We start from the raw sequence: 22,425 nt of genomic DNA, 5'->3' as shown, positions 1-22,425 counted from the left end.
TACTCTCCTACTTGTTAAAATTTCATCCTGATAATTTTAAAATTATTGGGATGGATGTTTTTATTGTATTTATTTTTTTATTTTTGTTTTATTATTTAATTTTATAAAAATATAATTATCTTTTTATGCAACTTATAAGATAATATTAGATTTTAATGTAACTATCAAGGAAAAATATGTTTGATAAAATTCATTATTATTATTTTAATGCTAATTATGAAAAATGTTTAAACTTGAGTGAGCAATTTTTAAAAGAAAGTCCAAAATTTGCTTTAGAATTTGCTACGCTTTCTTCTTATAAACTTTCTCTTTTTCAAAAAGCTTTATATTATGCTCAAGAGCTTTTTTCTTTAAATCCTACAAGTTTTAATGGTCTTATGCTTGCTAAAAGCTATATTGAAAATTTAAGACTTGATGAAGCCTTGAATTTATTACAAACACTTTTAACTCGCAAAGATGATTTAGAAGATGAACTTAAGTTAGAATTGGCTTTTATTTATAAGCTGAGTAATAAATTAGAAGAATCTGAACAAATTTTCAAAGAATTGCTTTCTAAAGATATGTATAATCTTAATCTATGGAAAAATTATGCAGAAATTTATTTTAAACATGATTTTACCAAGGCATTAAATGCACATGAACACTTGTGTCATTTTATGCAAGATTTGATTGATAAACTACAAAAAGGAATCATTGCTGAACAAACCAATCTTAATTTAATTAAACTCGAAGATAGGCTTCACAGTAAAACCAAAGAAAATCTTACTATTTCTAAAATAGAAGATTTTTTAACTCATCAAATTTTACCCCAAAAAGCATACTTGCTTTTTAAGCTTTTTAGAATATCTGATTCTTTAGAACTTTTTCAATCGCTACAAGAAGCCAATCAACACCATGCACAGTTTTGGCAAAACTATGCTAAGGTCTTAGAATTTAATTCAAACTATCAAGAAGCTTATTATGCTTATAAAAAATGTCTTAGCTTGGATTCTCATGCAACCTATCAATTTGATTTGGCTTATCTTTTGATGCGTATGGGAGTGGATGATAATTTTGAAGAGGGCAAGAAATATTATGAAAGCAGATTATTTTATGCTCATAATGAAACTTTTTCTACTTATCATTATAATGAAAGCCTAAAAGCTTTTAATAAATTTGGCGTTGATGCTTTTAAAAATAAAGAAGTTTTAGTATTTTGCGAGCAAGGCTTTGGCGATACTATAATGTATGCAAGATGCTTAGAAAAACTTTGCAAAATCGCTTCAAAGGTTTTATTTGCTCCTCAAAGTGCCATGTATGAAATGTTTAAAAATCAAATCAAATTTTTAAATCAAAATGATGATATTTTTAAAAATGTAAAGGTTTTAAAAAATCTACCTACAAATTTTGATTATGCTATTCCTATTTGTTCTTTGCCTTTTTTTATTGATATTAAGCTTGACGAGATTTCACGATTAAAAACACCTATATTGCCACAGAAAAAACCGCATAATAAAAGAAAAAAACTTGGTATTTTTTATGCTACTCCTAATGCTGAAAATTCTGATTTATTAAGAAATGTAAAATTTGAATTTTTATTTGATATATTAAAAGACTTAGATTATGAAATCATTTCTTTTCAAATGCAATTAAAAGAAGAATTACCTAAGGCAATAGAAGATAGAAGTAAGCTTATAAAAAATTGGAATGATACTCTAAATTATTTATATGATATTGACTGTATGCTTAGTATTGATAGTGCTATAGCGCATTTAAGCTTAGCTATGGATATTCCTACTATAGTTCTTTTACATCCTAGATTTGATTGGCGTTGGGGAAAATTTGAAAATCCTAAAAGTTATTTTTGGCCAAAAGCAAAATGTTTTATCATAAAAGAACAAGAAGAAACAAAAAGGAATTTGCAAAAACTGATTAAAAATATTTTAAACTAAAGCTTAGTTTAAGAGCTTTAGGTGGAAAATTTGGTTTTTGATTTGCAAAAATTAAAAAATTGATTTTTAAACTAATCAAGGTATAATTTTAAAGTTAAAAATAAGGAATAACTATGCTCTATGTTTATATCAAAACTCAAAATGCTTTAGTTCAAAGAATCAACTTTAATCTCGATAGTCAAGAACTACCACAAAATATTTTATGGATTGATTTACTTCATCCAAGTGCAGCAGAAATTGCTTTTATATCAAGTGAATTTAATCTTGAGTTTCCTACAAAAGAAGAAAGAGAAGAAATAGAACTTAGCGCAAAATATTGGGAAGACAATGCGACAATAACCATCAATGCTCATTTTTTAGTAAGAGATCTTAAAAGCGATGAAGAAGATAGGAATTTAATCAAGCTTCGCACAGAAATTGTTACTTTTGCTACAGCTAAAAATATCTTATTTACTATAAGATATAACGAATTTAGTACTTTTGAAGAAATTCAAGCAAGAATTTTAGCTAGTCCGAAGAATTTTGAAGATGGTTTTGATATTATTGATAAAATGTTTGAAGTGCGCGTTGAAAAAGATGCGGATTTACTAGAATGGATAGATAAAGAAGCAAGACGCTTAAGAACAAGTGTTTTAGAAAAAAAAGATGAATATAGTTATGATGAAATGCTAAAGGATATTTCAAGCTTACAAGAGCTTAATATGCGTGTAAGAGATTCTTTATTTGATAAACGTCGTGCTATGACTTCTTTGCTAAAAAGCGATAAAATCGATAAAGATATAAAACAAAATCTCACTATAGTTTTAAAAGACTTAAATTCTTTGGTTGAATTTAGTGTTTCACAACTTAATATCTTAGACAATATTCAAACCATTTTAGCCAGCCAAATCAACATAGAACAAAACAAAATCATTAAAATTTTTACCGTTGCAACTGTTGCCATGATGCCTCCTACTTTAATAGGAACTGTTTATGGTATGAATTTTAAATTCATGCCAGAACTTGAACTTCACTATGCTTATCCCATAGTGCTTGGCGTGATGGTAATTTCTATCATTTTACCTTTGGTTGTTTTCAAGAAAAAAGGATGGTTATAAAAATTTATTAAGGAGGAACAATGGATACGATAAACATAGGAATTTTAACCCTAAGCGATAGAGCAAGTAGTGGCATATACGAAGATAAAGCTACTGCTGAAATTGAAAGAGTGTTAAATTCATATATAAAAAATGATATTATTTATCATAAAGAATTAATCCCTGATGATTATGATTTGATCATTAAAAAATTACTTTATCTAGCAGATGAAAAAAAATGCGATTTGATTGTAACAAGCGGAGGTACAGGTCCAGCGCTTCGTGATGTAACCCCAGAAGCCACGGAAGCCGTGTGTGATAAAATGATGCCAGGTTTTGGAGAGCTTATGCGCTTAGAAAGTTTAAAATACGTCCCAACAGCTATACTTTCAAGACAGAATGCAGGAATTCGCAATAAATCTTTTATCATTAATTTACCAGGAAATCCTAAGGCTATAAAAGAATGCCTAGAGCCTGTTTTTCCGGCTATACCTTATTGTATTGATTTAATAGAAGGCGCTTATATAGAAGCAAATGATGAAGTTATTAAGGTTTTTCGCCCTAAGAAAAAATGTCAAAATTAAAATTTATTAGCTCTGATAAGTCTGCTTAATTGTCTAGCAAGCAGACTTGCCGAAGCTTCATCTTTACTTATCTTTTGCACTTTATTTTTAAACTTACAAAGTCTGTCATCTAAAATCATATCATTGATTGGAATTTTAGGCTTTTCTTTTTGCTTTTGTGAAATCTTTTTCTTAAAAAACATTCTTTAATCCTTTTTTATAAATATACATCAACTTAGTTGAAAAGAATATTATTTTAGATTTTAAGCTATTAACTTTATTTCATTATTTTAAGCTAGAATTCGCAAAAAACCAATCAAGGAAAAATAATGACTTTAATTGCAATTTTATGTCTTTACACAGCACTTTTATCTTGGATTTCCTATACTCAAATTCGTTTCTTAAAAAGAGAAAAAGACAAACAAGCTCAAATTTTAAGCGAAAAAGACTATCAAAATGCAGCAGACATTGCCATCGAAAATGAAAAATTTAAACTATTTTCCAATTTTTATAATTTAATCATCAATATTGCATGGATAGGTTTTGGATTTTTATATCTTAAAGAATTACTTATCTCAAATAACACTCGTTTTGAAAATACTTTATTTTTATTATCTTTTTTAATAATCACAAGTATTTTAAATCTACCTTTAAGTATTTATGAAAGTTTTATCAAAGATAAAGCCCATGGTTTTTCAAATATGACTGTAAAACTTTTTATCAAAGACACTGTAAAAAGTCTTATTTTAACTTTAATATTTGGATTTTTAATCCTTTATGCTTTGCTTTTTTGCTATGATTTTTTTGGAACTTTTTGGTGGATTGTGGCCTTTATTTTTGCCTTTTGTATTATAGTGATTATAAATCTTATTTACCCTACCTTGATAGCACCTATTTTTAATAAAATGGAAAAACTAAACGATGAAAATTTGCTGAAAAAAATCAGCTCTTTAATGAAACAATGTGGGTTTAATGCAAATGGGGTTTATGTTATTGATGCAAGCAAAAGAGATAAACGTTTAAATGCTTATTTTGGTGGACTTTTTAAAAGCAAAAGAGTGGTTCTTTTTGATACATTATTAAAAGCTTTAAATGAAAGAGAACTTTTAGCTGTTTTAGGACATGAGCTTGGACATTTTGTTCATAAGGATGTTATCAAAGCTTTATTTAACGGTGCTATAACTATGTTTTTACTTTTTTTTGTTTTTGCAAATTTACCTGAATTTGTTTACTTAGAAAGTCATCTAGAAGGAGTAAATGGCGGTGTATTTGCTCTTTTATTTATCTTTGCAAATATTTTTAGCTTTTTAATCTCTCCTATACTTAATGCCTTAAGTAGAAAAAATGAATTTGCAGCTGATCAACACGGAGCTAAAGTTACAAGCAAAGAAGATATGAAAAATGCGTTGATAGCTCTAGCAAGAGAAAATAAAGCTTTTATCAAAACAAGTAAAATATATACATTTTTTTATCTCAGTCATCCAAGTATTAGCGATAGAATCAAGGCTCTTTCTTGACTATAAAAAATGCTCTTATAGAAGCTAAATCTAGCTTAAAAGGTTATGAAAATGAAGCAGTATTTATACTCTGTGAATATCTAAAAAAAGATAAAGCTTGGTTATTTTTAAACCAAGATATAGAAATAGATCACAAACCTTATTTTGAGCTTATAAGACGTTTTAAATCTGGAGAACCTTTTGAATATATATTTGAAAAAGTGGATTTTTGGGGCTTAGAATTTAAGATAAAAAAAGGCGTTCTAATCCCTCGTTATGATAGTGAAATTTTACTTTTTCAAATTTTAAATTTATGCAAAAAAAATACTTTTAATAAGATTTTAGAAATAGGATTTGGAAGCGGAATTTTAAGCATTGTTTTAGCCAAAGAACTTGGGTTAAAAATCACAGCCTGTGATATCAATCCTAAAGCCTTAGAATTAGCTTTAGAGAATGCCAAATTACACAAAGTCGAACATTTGATTGACTTTAAGCTTTGTAATTTTAAGCAAATTAAAGAAAATTATGATTTTATTTTTTCAAATCCACCTTATATTAAAAATTCATATCCTATAGATATTTGGGTACAAAAAGAACCCAAAGAAGCTTTATTTGGCGGAGAAAAAGGATATGAAATTCTAGAAGAAATCATACATTTTTCCCTCGATAAAAAAGTTAAATTTTTAGCTTGTGAATTTGGCTATGATCAAAAAGAAATTTTGGAAAAAATTTTATATCAAAATAATTTCATTGTTGATTTTTTCAAAGATGAACAAGGTTATAATCGTGCTTTTATAGCTAAATTTACAAATATGCGTTATGATAAAAAATAAAAGGAGAAACTTTTGAAAGCTGTTAATTTATTTTTACTTGCCTCCATCATAGGGGTTGAACTCATACTAGGAATAGTTGTTGCACCAACAATTTTTTTTCCTCAGAATCTTATAGGGGAAGGAGTGTTGAGCCATTTTCAAAGTGGCTTAATGATGACGCAAATTTTTATTAAAATGGGATATTTACTGATTTTTGTTTCAGTGGTTAATTTTTTATATGAAATTTATTCTCTTATAAAAGATGAAATAAAATTTCAAATAAAATTTTCAAAATTTATGCTGAGTTTGCTTATTTTGATTTTAAGCTTAATATTTGTTTTTTATTTTACTAATACCATAATTGAACTCCAAAACTTAGGTGAAAACGCTACAAAAACTCAAGAATTTATCAGTATCCATAATGCAAGTGAAGTGGTGATTAAAATCATCTTGATAATGCAAGTTTTTTTGTATTTCTTAAGCTTTAAAATAGCAAAAAAATGATAGAATATTAAATAAATCCAAAAAGAGAAGGAGTAGGCCATGATGATCTCTGATGCAACTATGATGCAACAAAATTACTATTTAAACAATGCACAAAAAGCTAGCGATAAAGCTTTAGAAAATATTGCAGCTGTTCGCGCAATAAGTGGAGTTGATAGTGCCAATTTAGCTATTGCTGACTCTTTAAGATCTCAATCAAGCACTATAGATCAAGGTATCGCAAATGCTTATGATGCTATAGGGGTTTTACAAATTGCAGATGCTAGCCTTACCAATATCTCTCAAAGCGCAGATAGACTTAATGAACTTTCAGTAAAAATGAACAATGCTGCACTTAATGATTCTCAAAAAGGAATGCTAAGAACAGAAGCAACACGCATACAAGAATCCATCAATGATTCTTTTAATAATGCAACTTATAATGGAAAAAATGTCTTTCAAACTATGAATTTTGTAGTAGGTAGCGGAACTGAAACTACAAATTTAAATCCATTAGCAACAGGTGGATTAAGCATAGATAATCAAGATAGTATTACAAATTTTATGGATCAACTTGGAAGTTTAAGAAGTGAAATAGGCTCAGGTATCAATGCCATCACATCAAATATTAATGCAAGTGTTCAAAATAGCATCAACTCAAAAGCAGCTGAAAATAATTTACTAAATAATGACATAGCAAAAAATGTTAATGATTTTAATGCCAATTATCTAAAAGAAAATGCTGCTGCTTTTGTTGCTGCGCAATCCAACATGCAGCTTCAAAGCAAAATTGCTAATTTATTACAATAATATAAGCCCTAAATAGGGCTTATTTCTTTATCAAAATGACTTTAGAGCAAATTTTAGAAAAAACCAAAAACGTTCGTCTTGTAGCCGCAAGCAAGTATGTCGATGCAAGTATAATTGAAAAGCTTTTTGATCAAGGTATAGTAGAATTTGGAGAAAATCAAGTCCAAGCTCTAGCACAAAAAAAAGAAAATCTTGATGAAAAAAAATTAGACATAAAGTGGCATTTTATAGGAACTCTACAAAGCAACAAAATCAATCTCTTAATCAAACAAAAACCTATATTATGGCACTCTTGTAATGGTATTAAAATAGCTAAAGCTATGGACAAAAGACTTGATTATAAATTAAATACTTTATTAGAAATCAATAGTGCAAATGAAAATAGCAAAAGCGGTCTAGATCCAAATCAAGCTGTAGAAGAATATTTACAAATACAAGAAGAATGCTCTAATCTAAATCTTTGTGGCGTAATGAGCATAGGATCACACAGCCAAGATAAAGAAAGTATTATCAAAAGCTTTGAAACTACATTTAAAATTTATGAAATTCTTCAAAAACATGGGGCTAAAATTTGCTCTATGGGGATGAGTAATGATTTTGAAATTGCTATAAAATGCGGATCCAACTTAGTAAGACTTGGAAGCATTTTATTTAAAAATCTTAAGTAAGAACAATCTTACTTAAGCATATTTATTAGAAATTTCCTCTACTATACTATCAGAGATAATAAAATCTGTATGATAAAGCAAGCAAGATCCCGCGCTAATAACTTTTAAAACAAGTTTTTTATTGTTTTTTTCATTAGGATTATGTGCATTTCTAGCAATTTCATGAATTTCATAGATTAATTCTCTATTTAACCTTGTCAAATCTAGCTCTATGATATTTTTTTCAAATTCCTTAGGTTCTGCGGTAAAATGATTTTCTTCTTTATTTTTGAAATCTTTTTTTACTCCAAATTTTTTTATAGCTTTAATCTCGCCATCTTCAAGACTTTGTAAATCTTTAATTGCTTTTAAAAAAAAGCTAGGCTTCTCCCCTCCCTCAGCTTTAAATCCCAATACAAAACCATAGGCATTATTTTTTAAATTTTCATCTTTGATGATGTTTTCTATTTCTTCTACATTGCTTTCAAATACAGTAGCATCAAACGAAGAATAATAATCCAAAATTTCAATTCTACCATAACGCTTATTATTTTTACTCATCATGGATTTGAAATCTTCAATTTTACCTATACTTAAAATTTCTCCATTGTTTTTTAAACTTTCAAAATCTAAACTTTTAACATAATCTATGGCATTAATTTGTTCATAAAATCGATCTAAAGGATGGCCTGAAACATAAATTCCTAAAATTTCTTTTTCATATCCTAATTTTTCCATCACTTCAAATTCTTCATTTTTGGGAGTAAAATTTACTTGAACACCTGAAGTTAATTCCTCTTCACCAAAAAGAGAACTTGCAGCATTTTTTCTTACTTCAGCCATTTTACGCGATGCTTCGCTAAGATTTTCCATATTATCAAACAAAGCTTTTCTAGTAAAACCAAACTCATCAAAAGCCCCTGCCTTAATAAGACTTTCTAATGTTCTACGGTTTATTTTGGTAGGATCTATCTTACCTAAGAAATCATTAATATCCTTAAATTCTCCATCTTGTCTTGCTTCAAGTAAATTTTCAACTGCAGGAATACCCACACTTTTTATAGCCCCAAGTCCGTATATAATAGCATCCTTGCCATCTTGCTCTAAAGCACTAAATTCACGGATCGCTTTGTTAATCGATGGAGGTAAAAGTTTAATATTCATTTTTTTCATCTCATCAATATAAACAGCAATTTTATCCACATTGTTTTCTTCGCTTGTTAAAAGCGCTGCCATAAATTCACTAGGATAATAAGTTTTTAAATAAGCTGTTTGAAAAGTAATCAACGCATAAGCCGCAGAGTGAGATTTATTAAAACCATATCCTGCAAATTTTACGATAAGCTCCCATAAATCCTCAGCTTTTGCTCTATCATATCCTTGTTTTTCTGCTCCATCTGCAAAATCAGTTTTAAGTTTTTTCATCTTCTCAGGATCTTTTTTACCCATAGCACGACGCACTACATCAGCACCTCCTAAAGAAAAGCCACCTATAATTTGAACAATTTGCATAACCTGTTCTTGATAAACAATAACCCCATAAGTAGGCTCTAAAACCTTTTCTAAACTGTCAAAAGGATATTCTATACTTTTTAAACCATGCTTTCTATCGATAAAATCATCAAGCATTCCTGATTCCATAGGGCCTGGACGATAAAGCGCAAGAACCGCAATGATATCTTCAAAACGCTCTGGTTTTAAGCGTGCATTTAAGCTTTGCATACCGTCTGATTCGATTTGAAAAATCCCTAAAGTATTTCCACTTTGTATGGTTTTATAAACTTTGCTATCATTTACATCTATGGTTTCCCAAATAATGTCTTTATTGTAACGCTTTTTAATAAGCTTGATTGCATTATTGATTACTGTTAAAGTTTTTAGACCTAAAAAGTCAAATTTTATCAAATCCACATCTTCTAAATGATCTTTAGAATACTGCGTTACTAAATGTCTTTCATCATTTTTACTTTGTCTAAAAAGCGGAGTTTTCTTCCATAAACTTTCATTAGAAATTACAACACCCGCTGCGTGCATACCGGCATTGCGATTTAATCCTTCTAAAGCTCTTGCATATTCCCAAACTTCAGGACCTTTAGGATGACGATCAATAAATTCTTTGATTTTAGGTTCTTTTTCATAAGCAGCATCAAGAGTGATTTTAAGCTCTTCAGGCACAAGTTTAGCAAGCTCATCAGCATCTTGAATACTCATATCACAAACTCTAGCCACATCACGAATCACCCCTTTAGCTAAAAGCTTACCAAAGGTAATAACCTGTGCAACCTTATCTGCTCCATATTTATCAATCACATAATCAATCACTTCAGCACGTCTGTCTTGACAAAAATCCACATCAATATCAGGCATGCTCACACGCTCAGGATTTAAAAAACGCTCAAAAAGTAGACTATAAGGAATAGGATCTAAATCCGTAATCCTCAAACAATAAGAAACCAAACTTCCTGCAGCTGATCCTCTTCCAGGACCTACTGGAATGCCTTTATCTTTAGCCACTTTAATAAAATCATGAACAATAAGCATATAACCTGAAAATTTCATATTTTTAATGATATTAATTTCTACTTCAAGTCTTTGTTTATATTCTTTATGCTTGCTTTCATCGATAAATTTTAATCTCTCTTCAAGTCCCTTTTTACAAAGCTCTTCAAAAACTATGTCATCATTATCAAAGCTAAATTCTTTTGTTTCTTCAGGCAAGGTAATATTATGATCTTTAGCATATTCTCTTGTAAATTTGAAATTCGGTGGAGTGGGATTGCCAAGATTAAGCTCTAAATTACATTTTTGCGCGATTTCTTGTGTATTTTCTATAGCTTCTGGAATATCTGCAAAAAGCTCACTCATTTGCTCAGGGCTTTTAACATAAAATTCATGCACACTATGACGCATTCTATCAGGGTCATTAAGTTTTTTTCCCATAGCTATACACATAAAAACCTCATGGGCAGCCGCTCTTTCTTTAAAAGTATAATGCGTATCATTTGTAGCAATGATTTTTATATTTAATTCTTTAGAAAGTCTGATAATATCATCATCTATCATTCTTTGATCACCTATACCATGACGCATGATTTCAAAATAAAAATCATCTTTAAAAACTTTTTTATACCATAATGCTGCTTCTTTTGCTGCTTCATAGCCTTTTGCACCAAAACGCACATTTCTTTCACTATAAGTATTTAAGTGCCAATTTACTTCACCTTGCAAGCAAGCAGAAGAACAAATAAGACCTTCGCTATATTTTTCTAAAAGCTTTTTATTGATACGCGGATAATAATACAAACCTTTAATATAACTTTGAGAACTTAAATACATTAAATTTTGATATCCGATCTCATTTTTTGCATACAAACAAAGGTGAAAACGCTGACGAGAACTTTTATCATCTAATTCATCGTGATTATGTAAATACGCTTCCATACCAATGATAGGTTTTAAACCTTGTGCTTTCATTGTTTGATAAAAATCAATTGCCCCAAACATATTTCCATGATCTGTCATAGCAACACTTGTAGCACCCTGCTCTTTTAAAGTCAAAGCTAATTCTTTAAGCTTATTAGCTCCATCAAGCAAAGAATATTCTGTATGTAAATGCAAGTGTGTAAATTGACTCATTTTCTTCCTTTAGTTTTTTAAGGCTTATTTTAATTTTGATAAAAATTATAAATTTTTCTCGCTGAATTTGAAAGAAATTGACCCTAAATTTCAACTTAAATTTTACAAAAAAGGCAAAAATTCAGCCAAAATAAACTATAATAAAAATTTAAGATTTTAATCTTAAATAAAATAAACTTTTCAAAGGATGAAATGATGAAAGTAAAAATTGCTTATTGCAATCTTTGAAATTATCGCCCACAAGCTGCAAGGGTTGCAGAAGAACTACAAAGCGATTTCAAAGATGTTGAAGTAGAATTTGAAATTGGCGACAGAGGTGATTTTATCGTTGAAGTAGACGGAAAAGTTATCTTCTCTAAAACACAACTTATTAATTGCGAAAGTGAAAGATTTCCATATCAAAATGAAATTAATCAATTAATAAAAAATAGAGTGTAATCAAACACTCTATCATAATATTTTCTCATATTCCTTGCCAATATATATGTTTTGCTCATACTCGATAATAGGACGCTTAATACAGCTTGGATTTTCTAATACAATTTTCTCAAGTTCTTTTTCATTTAAACTTTTAACTTTTTCTTTGTTTAAACCAAGTTTTTTAGAAGTTAATCCAGCAGTATTGATAAGATCTTCAAAAGATTTTTGTTTTAACCATGTGTATAAAATATCTTGATTAACCTTTTTAATATCCATAAAATCAAACACAATGCCTTTTTGTGTTAAAGCATCCATAGCTTTTTTTACGGAATTGCAATTTTTAATACCATAGAGTTTCATTTTCTAGCCTTTTTTACCAAATCTGCGATTAAAAAAGCAAGTTCTAATGCTTGATCCGCATTAAGTCTTGGATCGCATTGAGTCTCATAACGATCTTCCAAGCTTTGAGCAGTAACATTGCTTGCACCACCTGTGCATTCTGTTACATCTTTCCCAGTCATTTCAAGATGCACTCCACCTGGATAAATCCCTTCGCTTATTGCAATCTCAAAAAAAGATCCCACTTCTTGCATGATTTTATCAAACTCACGTGTTTTAAAATTACCTGCTTTTACTGTATTTCCATGCATAGGATCTATGCTGTATACTAAATTTAAACCTTCACTTTTAAGTTTGGAGAAAATTTTTGGCAAATTATTGATAATTTTATCTGCACCCATGCGGATAATAATATTTAATCTTCCTTCTTCATTATTTGGATTTAAAACATTTGCTAAAGCTATGATATCATCAGCACTTGCACTAGGTCCTATTTTAACCCCTAAAGGATTTTTTACTCCTCTTAAAAAATGTACATGAGCTTCATCAAGCGCCCTTGTTCTTTCACCTATCCAAAGCATGTGAGCTGAACAATCGTAAATTTCTCCACTTAAACTATCCACTCTAGTTAAAGCTTCTTCATAAGGCAAAAGCAAAGCTTCATGTGAAGTATAAACACTAACTTCTCTTAGACTTGGGGTATTACTTGTATTAATCCCACAAGCTTCCATAAAAGCCAAAGCTTGTGAAATTTTTTCACTGATATCAGTATATTGCTTATGGAGTTCACTCTTTTTTAAAAACCTCAAATTCCAACGATGCACTTCATGCAAATCTGCTAAACCACCCTTAGCAAATCCGCGCAACAAATTTAGCGTTGTTGCACTTTGATAATAAGCTTCAAGCATTCTACGTGGATCAGGAATGCGCGCTTGTTCGCTAAATTCAAAACCATTAATAATATCACCACGATAACTAGGAAGACTTATACCATTTAACTCTTCAAAATCACTACTTCTTGGCTTGGCAAACTGCCCTGCAATACGACCAATTTTTACAACAGGACATCCACCGGCAAATGTAAGCACTATAGCCATTTGAAGTAAAATCTTAAACATGTCACGGATATTTACAGCGCCAAAATTTTCAAAGCTTTCAGCACAATCTCCACCTTGAAGTAAAAAAGCTTCTTTTTTACAAACTCTTGCTAAAGACTTTTGAAGATTTCTCACTTCTCCAGCAAAAACCAAAGGAGGAAGTTTCTCAAGTCTTGCTAAAACTCTATTCATTTCCTCTTGATCTGGATAGATAGGTTGCTGTTTTATGGGATAGTTTTTCCAAGAATTCTTAGTCCACATGGTTTTTTCTTTCGTTTTATTGATCAGCTTCCTCTATAAGTTGAATAACCAAAAGGAGAAAGGGTTATTGGAACATGATAATGTTTTTGATCTTTAGAAAGCTCAAAACTTACCTCTACAAAAGGATAAAAAGTATTTATTTTGTGTGATGTGTAATAGTCTTTTGTAAAAAATTTAAGCTTATAAATTCCAAAAGCCCTATTTTCAGCTTTTTCATATGGTAATAAATCCCCTATTCTACCATTTTCTTCGGTAAATTCTTCACTTACTTTTTTCCACTGTTGATTTGCTTCCAACTTATAAAGCTCAACTTTTACTTTAGGAGCGGGTTGTCCAGAAGTAATATCCAAGACATGAGTGCTTAATTGATATTCAGTAGCACTCAAAAACATTGGCACGCTTGCTAATATTAATAAAGTTTTTTTAATAGAAAACATTTTCTCTCCTTATATAATATTTACAAGGAATATTATATAAGAGCATTATTAATAATTAAAATCAAATAATAAAAATTATAAATTAATTATAATTATTTAATTGTTAGACTTATAATAAAAAATAATTATAAATTATTTTTTAAGCTCTTTAATACGTGCTGCTTTACCGCGTCTATCTCTTAAGTAGAATAATCTTGCACGGCGTACACGACCACGACGCAAAACAATAATACTTTCCAAACTCTCACTATAAATAGGGAAAATTCTCTCAACGCCAACATTATTAGCACCCATTTTACGTACGATAAAAGTTTCGCTTACGCCATTACCTCTTCTAGCAATACAAATACCCTCAAAATTTTGGATTCTTGTTTTATCTCCTTCTTTGATACGAATTGCAAGCTTTAAAGTATCACCAGCACGAAAATCTGGAACATTTTTACCTTCAATTTGTTTTGCTTCAAATTGTTCTATATATTTATTTTTCATAAAAATCCCTTATTTTTTGCGTTCATGCTCTAAAAATAAATCTGGACGAAAAAATTTCGTTTTGCAAGACGCCAAAGTAGTTTTTAAACTTGCAATTCTAGCGTGATTACCCTTTAAAAACTCTGAAGGAGTATAAAATTTTTGATTTTTTTTCTCAAAAATAAAAGGTTTTGAAAAAGCAGGTGCTTCGAGTAAATTATTTTCAAAGCTTTCTTCTTCCAAACTTTCCATATTCCCTAAAACCCCGTTAACATTTCTTAAAATCGCATCACACATTACAAGCGCAGGTAATTCTCCTCCTGTTAAAATAAAATCCCCTATGGTAAAAACTTCATTCGCAAAAATTTCAAGCACTCTTTCATCTATACCTTCATAGCGCCCACATACAAAAACTATGTGTTCTTTTTTACTTAAGCGTTTGGCGTCTTTTTGATTAAAAGTTTTACCACTTGGATTTAAAAAAATAAAATAGGGATTTTCTTTTTTTTCTTGAATACTTTTTAACACCTCATACATAGGTTCAACTTGCATCAAAAGTCCAGCTCCACCACCTATTTTATAATCATCGACTTTATGATAAGAATTTTTAGAAAAATCTCTTGGGTTATAAAAATTAAGTTTGAAAAGTTTTTTTTCTTTTGCTCTTGCAAGTATAGAATCCTGAAAGTAAAATTTCATAAGATTAGGGAATAAAGAAACGAAACTAAATTTCATGAATTTTCTAAAATTAAAAAAGCATCTTGCGTGCAAAAAATCTGTCGTTTTTCTATATCTATATTTTTAACAAATTTATCTAGATACGGAATAAAAAATATTTTAGAATATTTTTTATTCACCCATTTTTCATCACTTTGAATTTCAAATAAATAAGAAGCTCCAATTTCCAAGATATCAACAACTTTACCTAATCTTTTATCTTCTTCAAAAACTTCACACTCTAAAATATCAAAATAAAAAAACTCATCTTTTTTTAATTTACAAGTTTGTCTGCTTTTCTCGATACTCTGAAAAAGAATAAGATTGGTTAATTCTTTAGCTTTTTCTATATCTTCATAATTCTCAAATAAAACAGTAGAATTGCTTGCATTATAATGCTTAATCTTTAATATTTCTTTGGTATTTTTTATAAAAAAGGTAGCATCTTTTTTAAATTGAGAAGAAAAGTCGCTCAGGTTATGCAATTTTACATAACCCTTAAGACCCACAGTTTTACCAAGTTTTGCAACTTGAACAAAATCTTTTTCACTCAAGTGCTTTTACCGTTACCCTATAAGAACTTGCATCCTTGCTCTTATAAGCAGAGATTACGGTTTTTATAGCATTGATCATTTTTCCATTTTTACCTATAAGCTTACCTGTATCAACCTTATGTGCAAAAAGAACAATCTCAAAAAAATTTTCACTTAATTCAATTTTTTGAGTGTTAATCTGTTCAGGATAATCTGCAATTAATTTTGCGTATTCCCTAAGAAAATTCTCTACCATGATTATTTGCTAGTGATAGAAGCAACTTTATCGCTAAGTTTTGCACCAACACTTTTCCAATAAGCTAAACGCTCTGCATCAACTTTAATTACCTCAGGTTCTACCATAGGATTATAATATCCAATACTTTCTATCCAACCACCATCGCGACGTTTTCTACTGTCTGTAACCACAATACGATAAAATGGTCTTTTAGTTCTACCCATTCTTGTAAGTCTAATAACTGTCATTTATACTCCTTAAAAATTAAAAATTTTATTTATAGATACTATAAAAAGTATTTATAAATAAAATTTAAAATTGTCTTCTAGCTTGGCTCATCATTTGTGTCAAATTCTCCATTCCTTTTTTGCCTGAAAATCTTTTTGCAAGTTTTGCTGCATTACTAAATTGTTTTAAAAAACGATTGACTTCTACCTGAGAAAGACCTGCTCCCTCTGCTATACGACGTTTTCTAGCATTATTTAACAAATCAGGATTTTCTCTTTCTTTTGGAGTCATTGAAGAAATCATTGCCTTAATATGTATAATCTCTTTAGAATTATCCAAATCTATATCTTTTACCGCATTTGCCATTCCGCCAAGCCCTGGTATCATACCGATTAAAGACTTCATACTTCCTAATTTTTTAATACTTTCCATTTGGTTAAGAAAATCATTAAAATTAAATTCACCTTTTTTGATTTTTTGATTGAGTTTTTTAGCTTCTTTTTCATCAATCACTGCAGCAGTTTTTTCAGCTAAAGTAGCCAAATCACCCTCGCCCATGATACGACTTACTATGCGATCTGGTATAAAAACTTCTAAATCTGCTACTTTTTCACCTACACCAATAAATCTTAAAGGAATACCGATTTGTTTTGCTATACCTAAGGCTACCCCACCTTTAGTATCTGCATCAAATTTTGATAAAATTACCCCGCTGATACTCAAGGCTTCATTAAAACTAGCCGCAGTCTTAACCCCATCTTGACCACTCATTGCATCAGCAACATAGAAAATCTCATCAGGATTTAAAACATCCTTAACTGCTTTTAATTCATTCATCAAAGTCTCATCTATAGCCAAACGCCCAGCAGTATCCACAAGCAAAACATCCACCATAGAACTTTCAGCCTTTTTTAAAGCCTCTTTAGCAACCCTAATAGGATCTTTTTCATTTTCTATGAAGAAAAGTTCAATTTCATTAGCTTCACAAAGTTGTCTTAGCTGCTCCACTGCCGCTAAACGCTGTAAATCACAAGCTGCAACTAAAACTTTTTTATTGCGTAATTTTAAATAATTTGCAAGTTTGATAGTGCTTGTAGTCTTACCGCCCCCTTGCAAACCTGCCATTAGAACTACTGTTGGGGGTTTAGAAGCAAAAACAAAACCTTGATTTTTGCCATTGACACTTAAAATATTTTCTAAATTTACTTTAATGGCATTTAAAAATTGTTTTTGACCTATTCCGTTTTGCTTTACATCTTCTTCTATCGAAGTCAAAAGCTCTTTAGTTACCTTATGGTGAACATCTGCTTTTAAAAGAGCTTTTTTTAAGGTTTCTAAAGCGTTCTTAAGTGCTTTTTCATCATCAACAAAACGTAATTTATTAATCGCTGATTTAAAAGATTCGCTAACTAACTCAAACACTTTATCACCTTTCTATAAAATTTTTAAATTAAACCTTGCATTATACAAAATTTTTTCTTAAATGGCTTTAAAAATCTAAATTTTTTATCTCAAAGCCAACTTTTGCAAAACTATTATCTAGCTCAGCCTTAAAATAATAATCAAAAATTTTAATTTCATAACTATGTAAATACATTCTATCGCTTGAAATTTTAGCATATTTTTCATCACCTACAACGCCATGTTTTATAAATTTAGCATGCACTCTGATTTGATGAGTTCTACCTGTTTGAATGACTATTTTTGCTAAGGTTTTTTTTGACTGCAACATAATAGGAGTAATGATACTTAAGGCACTTAAACCATCTTTTGAAACTTTACTTAATGCTCCACATTTTGCTTTTATGGTAAAAATAGGCTCATTCACTTCAACCTCTTCAGCCAAAACCCCATCTAAAACCGCAATATAACTTTTATAAACTCTGTGTTTTTTAAATTCTTCTATACAAAGCTTTCTAAAATCTTCATCTTTGCAAAGCAAAATCACACCGCTTGTTTCTTTGTCTAAACGATTTAAAAGCTTGGCATTAAATTTTTTCTCCAAGTCTTCACTCACATAAGCGTAAGGTTTATTAATAGCAATAATCTTATCATCTTCAAAAATAATTTGAGGATTTTTGGTTTTTATCACATTAAATCTTGCCTTATCGTTCATCAAAGCTCTAGCAACCACAACTTTTTTTCCATGTGAAAAAACACAACCCTTATCAATCAAATCTTTAGCTTCACGATTTGAAATTTTTTCTTGCAAAGCTAAGAGTTTATAAGCTTTTTCTTGCATCAATTCCCTTTTGTATAGTTTGCATGATAAGATCTAAATTTTCTTTTTTGGAAATTTTAGCTTTTAAATTTAAATAATGGATTTTATCATTTAAATCTTTTAAATTTTCACAAAAATATACATTTTCCACTTCTTCAAACAAAGCCTTTTGATTGTGAATAAATTTCCCGCTGATTAATACATTGTCAAAATATGCCACTTCTATAGGATTGTGTCCTCCTATGCCTTCTATGAAAGAACCTCCAAGTACAACAACATCAGAAATTGCATAAAAATTTACAAGCTCCCCTAAAGTATCTAAAAGTAAAATTTTTTTAGAAAATTTCTTATTTTCATCTTTTAAAGAGCTAAATTTTTCAAATTCTAAACCTTTGTTTAAAAGTAAATTTTCAACTTCTTTAAAACGCTCAGGGTGTCGTGGGGCGATAATGAGTTTTTCATTTTCTTCTAGTTTAAAATGATCAAGTAAAAGCTCTTCTTCATCTTTATGAGTACTAGCAAAAATGATAAGTTTTTCCTTAGGTTTGGTATAAATTTTATTATTTTTAATTTCTAAATTTGCCTTAATATTTTTAAAAATTTTAACATTTTTAGCTCCCAAACTTTCAAGTCTTACTTTATCTAATTCACTTTGAGCAAAAACTTCATCAATATAAGAAAAAATTTTTTTATAAAAAAAAGAAAATTTTTGATAAGAATGATAAGATTTATCAGATATTCTCGCATTAAGCAAAATAATCTTAGCCTTATAAATACGTGCCATAAAAACAAGCATAAGCCAATATTCTGCTTCAAAAATTACCAAAACCTTACAAGGATTAAACCAAAAAGGCAAAAAATTTTCAAAAGCAAGATAATTTACCTTTTTACAAAATTCTTTTGCACATTCAAAACCTGTTTGAGTAATAGTAGTTATTCTTGAATCAAATTTCAAAACCAAAGCTTTAATACTTCTTACCTCCCCGTAAGAACAAGCATGAAAATGTACATCAGCTTTTTCTTGATGTAAATTTTTATAAAGAAAAAATCGAGATTTTAAACTAATTTTGTATTTGGATTTTAAAAAAGAAAGCAAAAGAATAAAGACGGCACAAAATAAAAATGCCGTCCAAGTTAAAAAATAATAAAAAAAGATCAATTTTGTTCTTCTTGCTCTTTATAAAGAATTCTTCCGCAATGAGGACAAGTTACAATCTCTTCACCTTTTACAACGGACAGATAAGTCTTATCGTAAATTTTCATAAAACATCCATAGCATGCTTGTTTTTTAACAGGAACTACAGCAGTATTCTTCGCCCATTTGCGAATTTTCTCATAAAAACTTAAAACTTTTTGATTCATCTCACTCACAAGTTTGGTTTTTTTATCATAAACACTCATTCTATCTTTTTCAAGAACTTCCATTTCAGATTTAATACTTACTCTAATCTCGTTAATATTTTGCTCTTGTTTGATTTTTTCTTCTTCGAGTTCTTTTTTATAAGTTTCTTTATTCTCTAAAATTTTATCTAGTCTTACAATCTCATCATTTGCAGCGTCTAATTGCTCTTTTGCGATATCTTCTTCAATTTTTAAAGCATTAGCTTCTTTTTCTGTTTTTACCGCACCACTTTTTTTAGAAAGATCTTTAATTTTTGCTGAAAACTCGGAAATATGAGCATTATTTTGTACTTTTTGATTTTCTATATCTTTGATTTCTTCATCAATTTTTTCTAAATCTGTGTTGATTTTTCCTATTTTTAACTCAGCATCTTTTAAAGTCTTATTAATACTGTCTATTTTTGGTTCATAACTATCAATCTCTTGATCTATTTTTGATAAAAGCACTAATTGTTCAAGATATTTATTCATTTATTTTCCTTAAAAATATTGAAATGGATTTTTTGAAACTGTTATTATAACTTGTAGCGGCAAATTTTTCAAGTCTTTTGCTAAACATTGAGAAAAATATCTCTCACTTTCAAAATGACCCAAATCAATAAGACTGATTTGATTACTAAGCGCCTCTAAAGCTTGATGATATTTAAAATCTCCACTTAAAAAACAATCCGCATCTACTTTAGAAATTAAATCTCCACCACTTCCAGTACATATAGCAATACGCTTAATGTCTTTTTTACCACAATCGCTTACACGTAAAATTTGTAAATTTAACCTTTTTTTCACCCGGTCACACAAAGCTTCAAAAGACATAAAATTTTCTACATAAATCAAAAATTCGTCTTTAAAAGAAATTTTAAAACCTAAAATTTCTTTCGTAAAATAAGTATTTAAATGACTTAAATCATAATTTGTATGCATACTGATTAAAGAAATATTTTTACAAATCATTTCTTTAACAAAAGCCCTAGGATAAGTTTTGTCATATAAATCTTTTAAACCTTTAAATATCAAAGGATGGTGTGTGATAATTAAAGAATTTTCACTCGCTTTTTTAATGATATTTTCATCAATATCTAAGCTTAAATAAACAGTTGAAATTTCGCTATCCTTATCTCCAAGCAAAATTCCACTATTATCCCATGATTCTTGAGTATTAAAAGGACTTAATTGATCTAAAAAATTATAAATTTCACTCAGTTTCATTTAAATTTTTCTTATAAATTTCAGCACAATTTTTTGAAAGCTCACGAATTTTTAACATATAATCTTGTCTTTGTGCTACAGAAATTGCTCCTCTTGCATCTAAAAGATTAAAAGTATGTGCAGCAAGCATACAATAATCATAAGCAGGTAAAGCTAGTCCTTGTTCTAAAATATTTTTACATTCTTTGTAAGAATTTTCAAACTGCTCATTCAAGATTTTAACATCACTTACTTCAAAATTGTATTTACTAAATTCATATTCACTTTGCTTATGCACATCTGCGTATTTAATTTTTTCTCCATTAAATTCACTCCAAACTATATCATAAACATTATCAACATTTTGAAGATACATGGCTATTCTTTCAAGACCATAGGTAATTTCAGCACTTACTAAATCTACTGCTATACCGCCAACTTGCTGAAAATAAGTAAATTGAGTAACTTCCATACCATCAAGCCATACTTCCCAGCCTAAACCCCAAGCACCTAAACTTGGACTCTCCCAATTATCTTCAACAAAACGAATATCATGACTTTTTAAATCAAAACCCAAATTTTCAAGACTTTTAAGATATAATTCTTGGATATTATCAGGACTAGGTTTAATCAAAACTTGAAATTGATAATAAGCACCTAAGCGATTAGGATTTTCACCATAACGTCCATCAGTAGGCCTTCTACTTGGAGCTACATAAGCAGCTGCCCAAGGTTTTTTTCCTAAACTTCTTAAAAAAGTTGCTGGATGAAAGGTTCCTGCACCTGCTGGCATATCATAAGGTTGCATAATCGCACAACCTTGCTCTTGCCAATAATTTTGTAAATTAAGTATCATTTGTGAAAAAGTCATTGTATCTCTCTTTATTGTTCCATATTTTCAATAGGTTTTTCTAAATTTTTATTCATTTCCAAATCAGGCTCTGTCTTAGCTCCAAAAATTTCTGCGGTTTTACTCCACATTAATTTATATTTACGCTTGAGAAATTCTATCTCTTCACGCGCATGTTTTAGCTCATTGTTTAAGGTTTCTATAGTTTTTCTATCTTCATCATAAAGTTCTTGCATAGAATAAAGAGCATCTTTTAAAAATTTATTCTCATTTTTTAATGCTTCAAGTGTTTCATCTTTAGCATCTAAAACTTTTTCATGTAAATTTAAAATAGTTCCTATTGTTTTTTCAACAAAACTTTCCCCTGCTAAAGTCATTGAATTTACCATTGCAGTTTGAGATTTTGCAGAACTAGGCACTACACTAAAAGTACCTTGATGAGCTTCGATGTAAATTTTACCCTCTTCTTCTTTAAAATTTAAAGCCCCATTGGCCATCATACCCTTAACCACATCTTCATTTAAATGCACAAGTTTACAAAATTCTTCAAGTTCAAGATAGGTTTGCATTTTTATC

General features: G+C 29.5%; 26 protein-coding genes. 9 read left to right on the top strand and 17 right to left on the bottom strand.

The window, feature by feature from the left end:
* Positions 1–176: 176 nt before the first annotated feature.
* From AJN70_RS06465 to mog, 3 genes are all read left to right on the top strand, one after another.
* Positions 177–1,931 carry a hypothetical protein gene (locus AJN70_RS06465; RefSeq protein WP_070295520.1) on the top strand — a complete coding sequence of 585 codons (1,755 nt, stop codon included), beginning with the start codon at positions 177–179 and terminating at the stop codon, positions 1,929–1,931.
* 113 nt (positions 1,932–2,044) lie between these two features.
* A complete protein-coding gene (corA, locus tag AJN70_RS06460; RefSeq protein WP_002861405.1) occupies positions 2,045–3,028 on the top strand; it encodes a magnesium/cobalt transporter CorA in 984 nt (327 codons plus the stop codon).
* Between the two features lie 20 nt (positions 3,029–3,048).
* The gene (gene mog / locus AJN70_RS06455; protein WP_002861404.1) at positions 3,049–3,591 is read left to right on the top strand and encodes a molybdopterin adenylyltransferase; all 543 of its coding nucleotides are present in this window, start codon (positions 3,049–3,051) and stop codon (positions 3,589–3,591) included.
* Here mog and AJN70_RS06450 read toward each other — a convergent pair.
* Positions 3,588–3,773, bottom strand: coding sequence for a hypothetical protein (locus tag AJN70_RS06450; protein WP_002861403.1), 186 nt, complete (start codon positions 3,771–3,773; stop codon positions 3,588–3,590). The genes mog and AJN70_RS06450 overlap by 4 nt on opposite strands.
* A 126-nt stretch (positions 3,774–3,899) precedes the next feature.
* Here AJN70_RS06450 and AJN70_RS06445 point away from each other — a divergent pair, with 126 nt between their 5' ends.
* Genes AJN70_RS06445 through AJN70_RS06425 form a run of 5 tightly spaced genes read left to right on the top strand, consistent with a single transcriptional unit; the run spans position 3,900 to position 7,839 of the window.
* Positions 3,900–5,087 (top strand): M48 family metallopeptidase, encoded by a 1,188-nt coding sequence (locus AJN70_RS06445; RefSeq protein WP_070295616.1) that lies wholly within the window; start codon positions 3,900–3,902, stop codon positions 5,085–5,087.
* Positions 5,084–5,899, top strand: a complete 816-nt coding sequence (locus AJN70_RS06440) for a HemK/PrmC family methyltransferase (RefSeq protein ID WP_044780514.1) — start codon at positions 5,084–5,086, stop codon at positions 5,897–5,899. Before AJN70_RS06445 ends, AJN70_RS06440 begins: the two co-directional genes overlap by 4 nt.
* 12 nt (positions 5,900–5,911) lie before the next feature.
* A complete protein-coding gene (locus tag AJN70_RS06435) occupies positions 5,912–6,382 on the top strand; it encodes a DUF4149 domain-containing protein (RefSeq protein WP_002871299.1) in 471 nt (156 codons plus the stop codon).
* A 39-nt stretch (positions 6,383–6,421) separates the two neighbouring features.
* Positions 6,422–7,171, top strand: coding sequence for a flagellin C (flaC, locus tag AJN70_RS06430; protein WP_004305585.1), 750 nt, complete (start codon positions 6,422–6,424; stop codon positions 7,169–7,171).
* A gap of 35 nt (positions 7,172–7,206) precedes the next feature.
* On the top strand, positions 7,207–7,839 hold the full coding sequence (locus AJN70_RS06425; RefSeq protein ID WP_002855231.1) for a YggS family pyridoxal phosphate-dependent enzyme: 633 nt from the start codon (positions 7,207–7,209) through the stop codon (positions 7,837–7,839).
* Positions 7,840–7,851: 12 nt separating this feature from the next.
* On the opposite strand, the gene dnaE is transcribed toward AJN70_RS06425, so the two are convergent.
* Complete coding sequence (dnaE, locus tag AJN70_RS06420) at positions 7,852–11,454, bottom strand: DNA polymerase III subunit alpha (protein ID WP_044780516.1); 3,603 nt, start codon at positions 11,452–11,454, stop codon at positions 7,852–7,854.
* A 195-nt stretch (positions 11,455–11,649) separates the two neighbouring features.
* Between dnaE and AJN70_RS09385 the strand changes: the two genes are divergently transcribed.
* Entirely contained in the window at positions 11,650–11,892 is a 243-nt protein-coding gene (locus tag AJN70_RS09385) for a SelT/SelW/SelH family (seleno)protein (protein WP_257841545.1), read from the top strand.
* Between the two features lie 12 nt (positions 11,893–11,904).
* On the opposite strand, the gene AJN70_RS06415 is transcribed toward AJN70_RS09385, so the two are convergent.
* From AJN70_RS06415 to AJN70_RS06345, 15 genes are all read right to left on the bottom strand, one after another.
* A complete protein-coding gene (locus AJN70_RS06415; protein WP_070295615.1) occupies positions 11,905–12,234 on the bottom strand; it encodes an ArsC/Spx/MgsR family protein in 330 nt (109 codons plus the stop codon).
* Entirely contained in the window at positions 12,231–13,571 is a 1,341-nt protein-coding gene (locus tag AJN70_RS06410) for a class II 3-deoxy-7-phosphoheptulonate synthase (protein ID WP_070295614.1), read from the bottom strand. Before AJN70_RS06410 ends, AJN70_RS06415 begins: the two co-directional genes overlap by 4 nt.
* Positions 13,572–13,594: 23 nt before the next feature.
* Complete coding sequence (uraH, locus tag AJN70_RS06405; protein WP_002852246.1) at positions 13,595–14,008, bottom strand: hydroxyisourate hydrolase; 414 nt, start codon at positions 14,006–14,008, stop codon at positions 13,595–13,597.
* 132 nt (positions 14,009–14,140) lie between these two features.
* On the bottom strand, positions 14,141–14,497 hold the full coding sequence (gene rplS / locus AJN70_RS06400) for a 50S ribosomal protein L19 (RefSeq protein WP_002861395.1): 357 nt from the start codon (positions 14,495–14,497) through the stop codon (positions 14,141–14,143).
* A 9-nt stretch (positions 14,498–14,506) separates the two neighbouring features.
* A complete protein-coding gene (trmD, locus tag AJN70_RS06395) occupies positions 14,507–15,211 on the bottom strand; it encodes a tRNA (guanosine(37)-N1)-methyltransferase TrmD (RefSeq protein WP_070295613.1) in 705 nt (234 codons plus the stop codon).
* Positions 15,208–15,747 (bottom strand): ribosome maturation factor RimM, encoded by a 540-nt coding sequence (rimM, locus tag AJN70_RS06390; RefSeq protein ID WP_004305577.1) that lies wholly within the window; start codon positions 15,745–15,747, stop codon positions 15,208–15,210. Before rimM ends, trmD begins: the two co-directional genes overlap by 4 nt.
* A complete protein-coding gene (locus AJN70_RS06385; RefSeq protein WP_002861392.1) occupies positions 15,740–15,982 on the bottom strand; it encodes a KH domain-containing protein in 243 nt (80 codons plus the stop codon). Before AJN70_RS06385 ends, rimM begins: the two co-directional genes overlap by 8 nt.
* A gap of 2 nt (positions 15,983–15,984) precedes the next feature.
* A complete protein-coding gene (gene rpsP, locus AJN70_RS06380) occupies positions 15,985–16,212 on the bottom strand; it encodes a 30S ribosomal protein S16 (RefSeq protein ID WP_002852274.1) in 228 nt (75 codons plus the stop codon).
* Positions 16,213–16,276: 64 nt separating this feature from the next.
* A complete protein-coding gene (gene ffh, locus AJN70_RS06375) occupies positions 16,277–17,614 on the bottom strand; it encodes a signal recognition particle protein (protein ID WP_070295612.1) in 1,338 nt (445 codons plus the stop codon).
* Positions 17,615–17,681: 67 nt separating this feature from the next.
* A complete protein-coding gene (locus AJN70_RS06370; RefSeq protein WP_002861390.1) occupies positions 17,682–18,434 on the bottom strand; it encodes an RluA family pseudouridine synthase in 753 nt (250 codons plus the stop codon).
* The gene (waaA, locus tag AJN70_RS06365; protein WP_004305574.1) at positions 18,415–19,572 is read right to left on the bottom strand and encodes a lipid IV(A) 3-deoxy-D-manno-octulosonic acid transferase; all 1,158 of its coding nucleotides are present in this window, start codon (positions 19,570–19,572) and stop codon (positions 18,415–18,417) included. The genes AJN70_RS06370 and waaA overlap by 20 nt, the downstream gene beginning before the upstream one ends.
* Positions 19,569–20,285, bottom strand: coding sequence for a zinc ribbon domain-containing protein (locus AJN70_RS06360; RefSeq protein WP_002861388.1), 717 nt, complete (start codon positions 20,283–20,285; stop codon positions 19,569–19,571). The genes waaA and AJN70_RS06360 overlap by 4 nt, the downstream gene beginning before the upstream one ends.
* 9 nt (positions 20,286–20,294) lie before the next feature.
* Positions 20,295–21,020, bottom strand: coding sequence for a Nif3-like dinuclear metal center hexameric protein (locus AJN70_RS06355; protein WP_002861387.1), 726 nt, complete (start codon positions 21,018–21,020; stop codon positions 20,295–20,297).
* On the bottom strand, positions 21,007–21,870 hold the full coding sequence (gene glyQ, locus AJN70_RS06350) for a glycine--tRNA ligase subunit alpha (RefSeq protein ID WP_002861386.1): 864 nt from the start codon (positions 21,868–21,870) through the stop codon (positions 21,007–21,009). Before glyQ ends, AJN70_RS06355 begins: the two co-directional genes overlap by 14 nt.
* A gap of 11 nt (positions 21,871–21,881) precedes the next feature.
* Positions 21,882–22,418, bottom strand: coding sequence for a DUF3972 domain-containing protein (locus tag AJN70_RS06345; RefSeq protein ID WP_002852251.1), 537 nt, complete (start codon positions 22,416–22,418; stop codon positions 21,882–21,884).
* Positions 22,419–22,425: the final 7 nt, after the last annotated feature.

The organism is Campylobacter sp. BCW_4341 (assembly GCF_001764255.1).
GTDB lineage: Bacteria > Campylobacterota > Campylobacteria > Campylobacterales > Campylobacteraceae > Campylobacter_D > Campylobacter_D jejuni.
The sequence above is the reverse complement of the archived record's forward strand: the minus strand, read 5'-3'. Positions and strand labels throughout refer to the sequence as shown.

What these genes read in the sequence shown, in the direction of transcription:
- AJN70_RS06445 (WP_070295616.1), top strand. Translation starts at nt 3,900, where the DNA reads ATGACTTTAATTGCAATTTTATGTCTTTACACAGCACTTTTATCTTGG.
- AJN70_RS06465 (WP_070295520.1), top strand. Translation starts at nt 177, where the DNA reads ATGTTTGATAAAATTCATTATTATTATTTTAATGCTAATTATGAAAAA.
- mog (WP_002861404.1), top strand. Translation starts at nt 3,049, where the DNA reads ATGGATACGATAAACATAGGAATTTTAACCCTAAGCGATAGAGCAAGT.
- AJN70_RS06355 (WP_002861387.1), bottom strand. Translation starts at nt 21,020, where the DNA reads ATGAAACTGAGTGAAATTTATAATTTTTTAGATCAATTAAGTCCTTTT.
- AJN70_RS06415 (WP_070295615.1), bottom strand. Translation starts at nt 12,234, where the DNA reads ATGAAACTCTATGGTATTAAAAATTGCAATTCCGTAAAAAAAGCTATG.
- corA (WP_002861405.1), top strand. Translation starts at nt 2,045, where the DNA reads ATGCTCTATGTTTATATCAAAACTCAAAATGCTTTAGTTCAAAGAATC.
- trmD (WP_070295613.1), bottom strand. Translation starts at nt 15,211, where the DNA reads ATGAAATTTAGTTTCGTTTCTTTATTCCCTAATCTTATGAAATTTTAC.
- AJN70_RS06450 (WP_002861403.1), bottom strand. Translation starts at nt 3,773, where the DNA reads ATGTTTTTTAAGAAAAAGATTTCACAAAAGCAAAAAGAAAAGCCTAAA.
- rpsP (WP_002852274.1), bottom strand. Translation starts at nt 16,212, where the DNA reads ATGACAGTTATTAGACTTACAAGAATGGGTAGAACTAAAAGACCATTT.
- glyQ (WP_002861386.1), bottom strand. Translation starts at nt 21,870, where the DNA reads ATGACTTTTTCACAAATGATACTTAATTTACAAAATTATTGGCAAGAG.
- uraH (WP_002852246.1), bottom strand. Translation starts at nt 14,008, where the DNA reads ATGTTTTCTATTAAAAAAACTTTATTAATATTAGCAAGCGTGCCAATG.
- AJN70_RS06410 (WP_070295614.1), bottom strand. Translation starts at nt 13,571, where the DNA reads ATGTGGACTAAGAATTCTTGGAAAAACTATCCCATAAAACAGCAACCT.
- rplS (WP_002861395.1), bottom strand. Translation starts at nt 14,497, where the DNA reads ATGAAAAATAAATATATAGAACAATTTGAAGCAAAACAAATTGAAGGT.
- dnaE (WP_044780516.1), bottom strand. Translation starts at nt 11,454, where the DNA reads ATGAGTCAATTTACACACTTGCATTTACATACAGAATATTCTTTGCTT.
- AJN70_RS06370 (WP_002861390.1), bottom strand. Translation starts at nt 18,434, where the DNA reads ATGCAAGAAAAAGCTTATAAACTCTTAGCTTTGCAAGAAAAAATTTCA.
- AJN70_RS06345 (WP_002852251.1), bottom strand. Translation starts at nt 22,418, where the DNA reads ATGCAAACCTATCTTGAACTTGAAGAATTTTGTAAACTTGTGCATTTA.
- AJN70_RS06385 (WP_002861392.1), bottom strand. Translation starts at nt 15,982, where the DNA reads ATGGTAGAGAATTTTCTTAGGGAATACGCAAAATTAATTGCAGATTAT.
- AJN70_RS06360 (WP_002861388.1), bottom strand. Translation starts at nt 20,285, where the DNA reads ATGAATAAATATCTTGAACAATTAGTGCTTTTATCAAAAATAGATCAA.
- AJN70_RS06425 (WP_002855231.1), top strand. Translation starts at nt 7,207, where the DNA reads ATGACTTTAGAGCAAATTTTAGAAAAAACCAAAAACGTTCGTCTTGTA.
- flaC (WP_004305585.1), top strand. Translation starts at nt 6,422, where the DNA reads ATGATGATCTCTGATGCAACTATGATGCAACAAAATTACTATTTAAAC.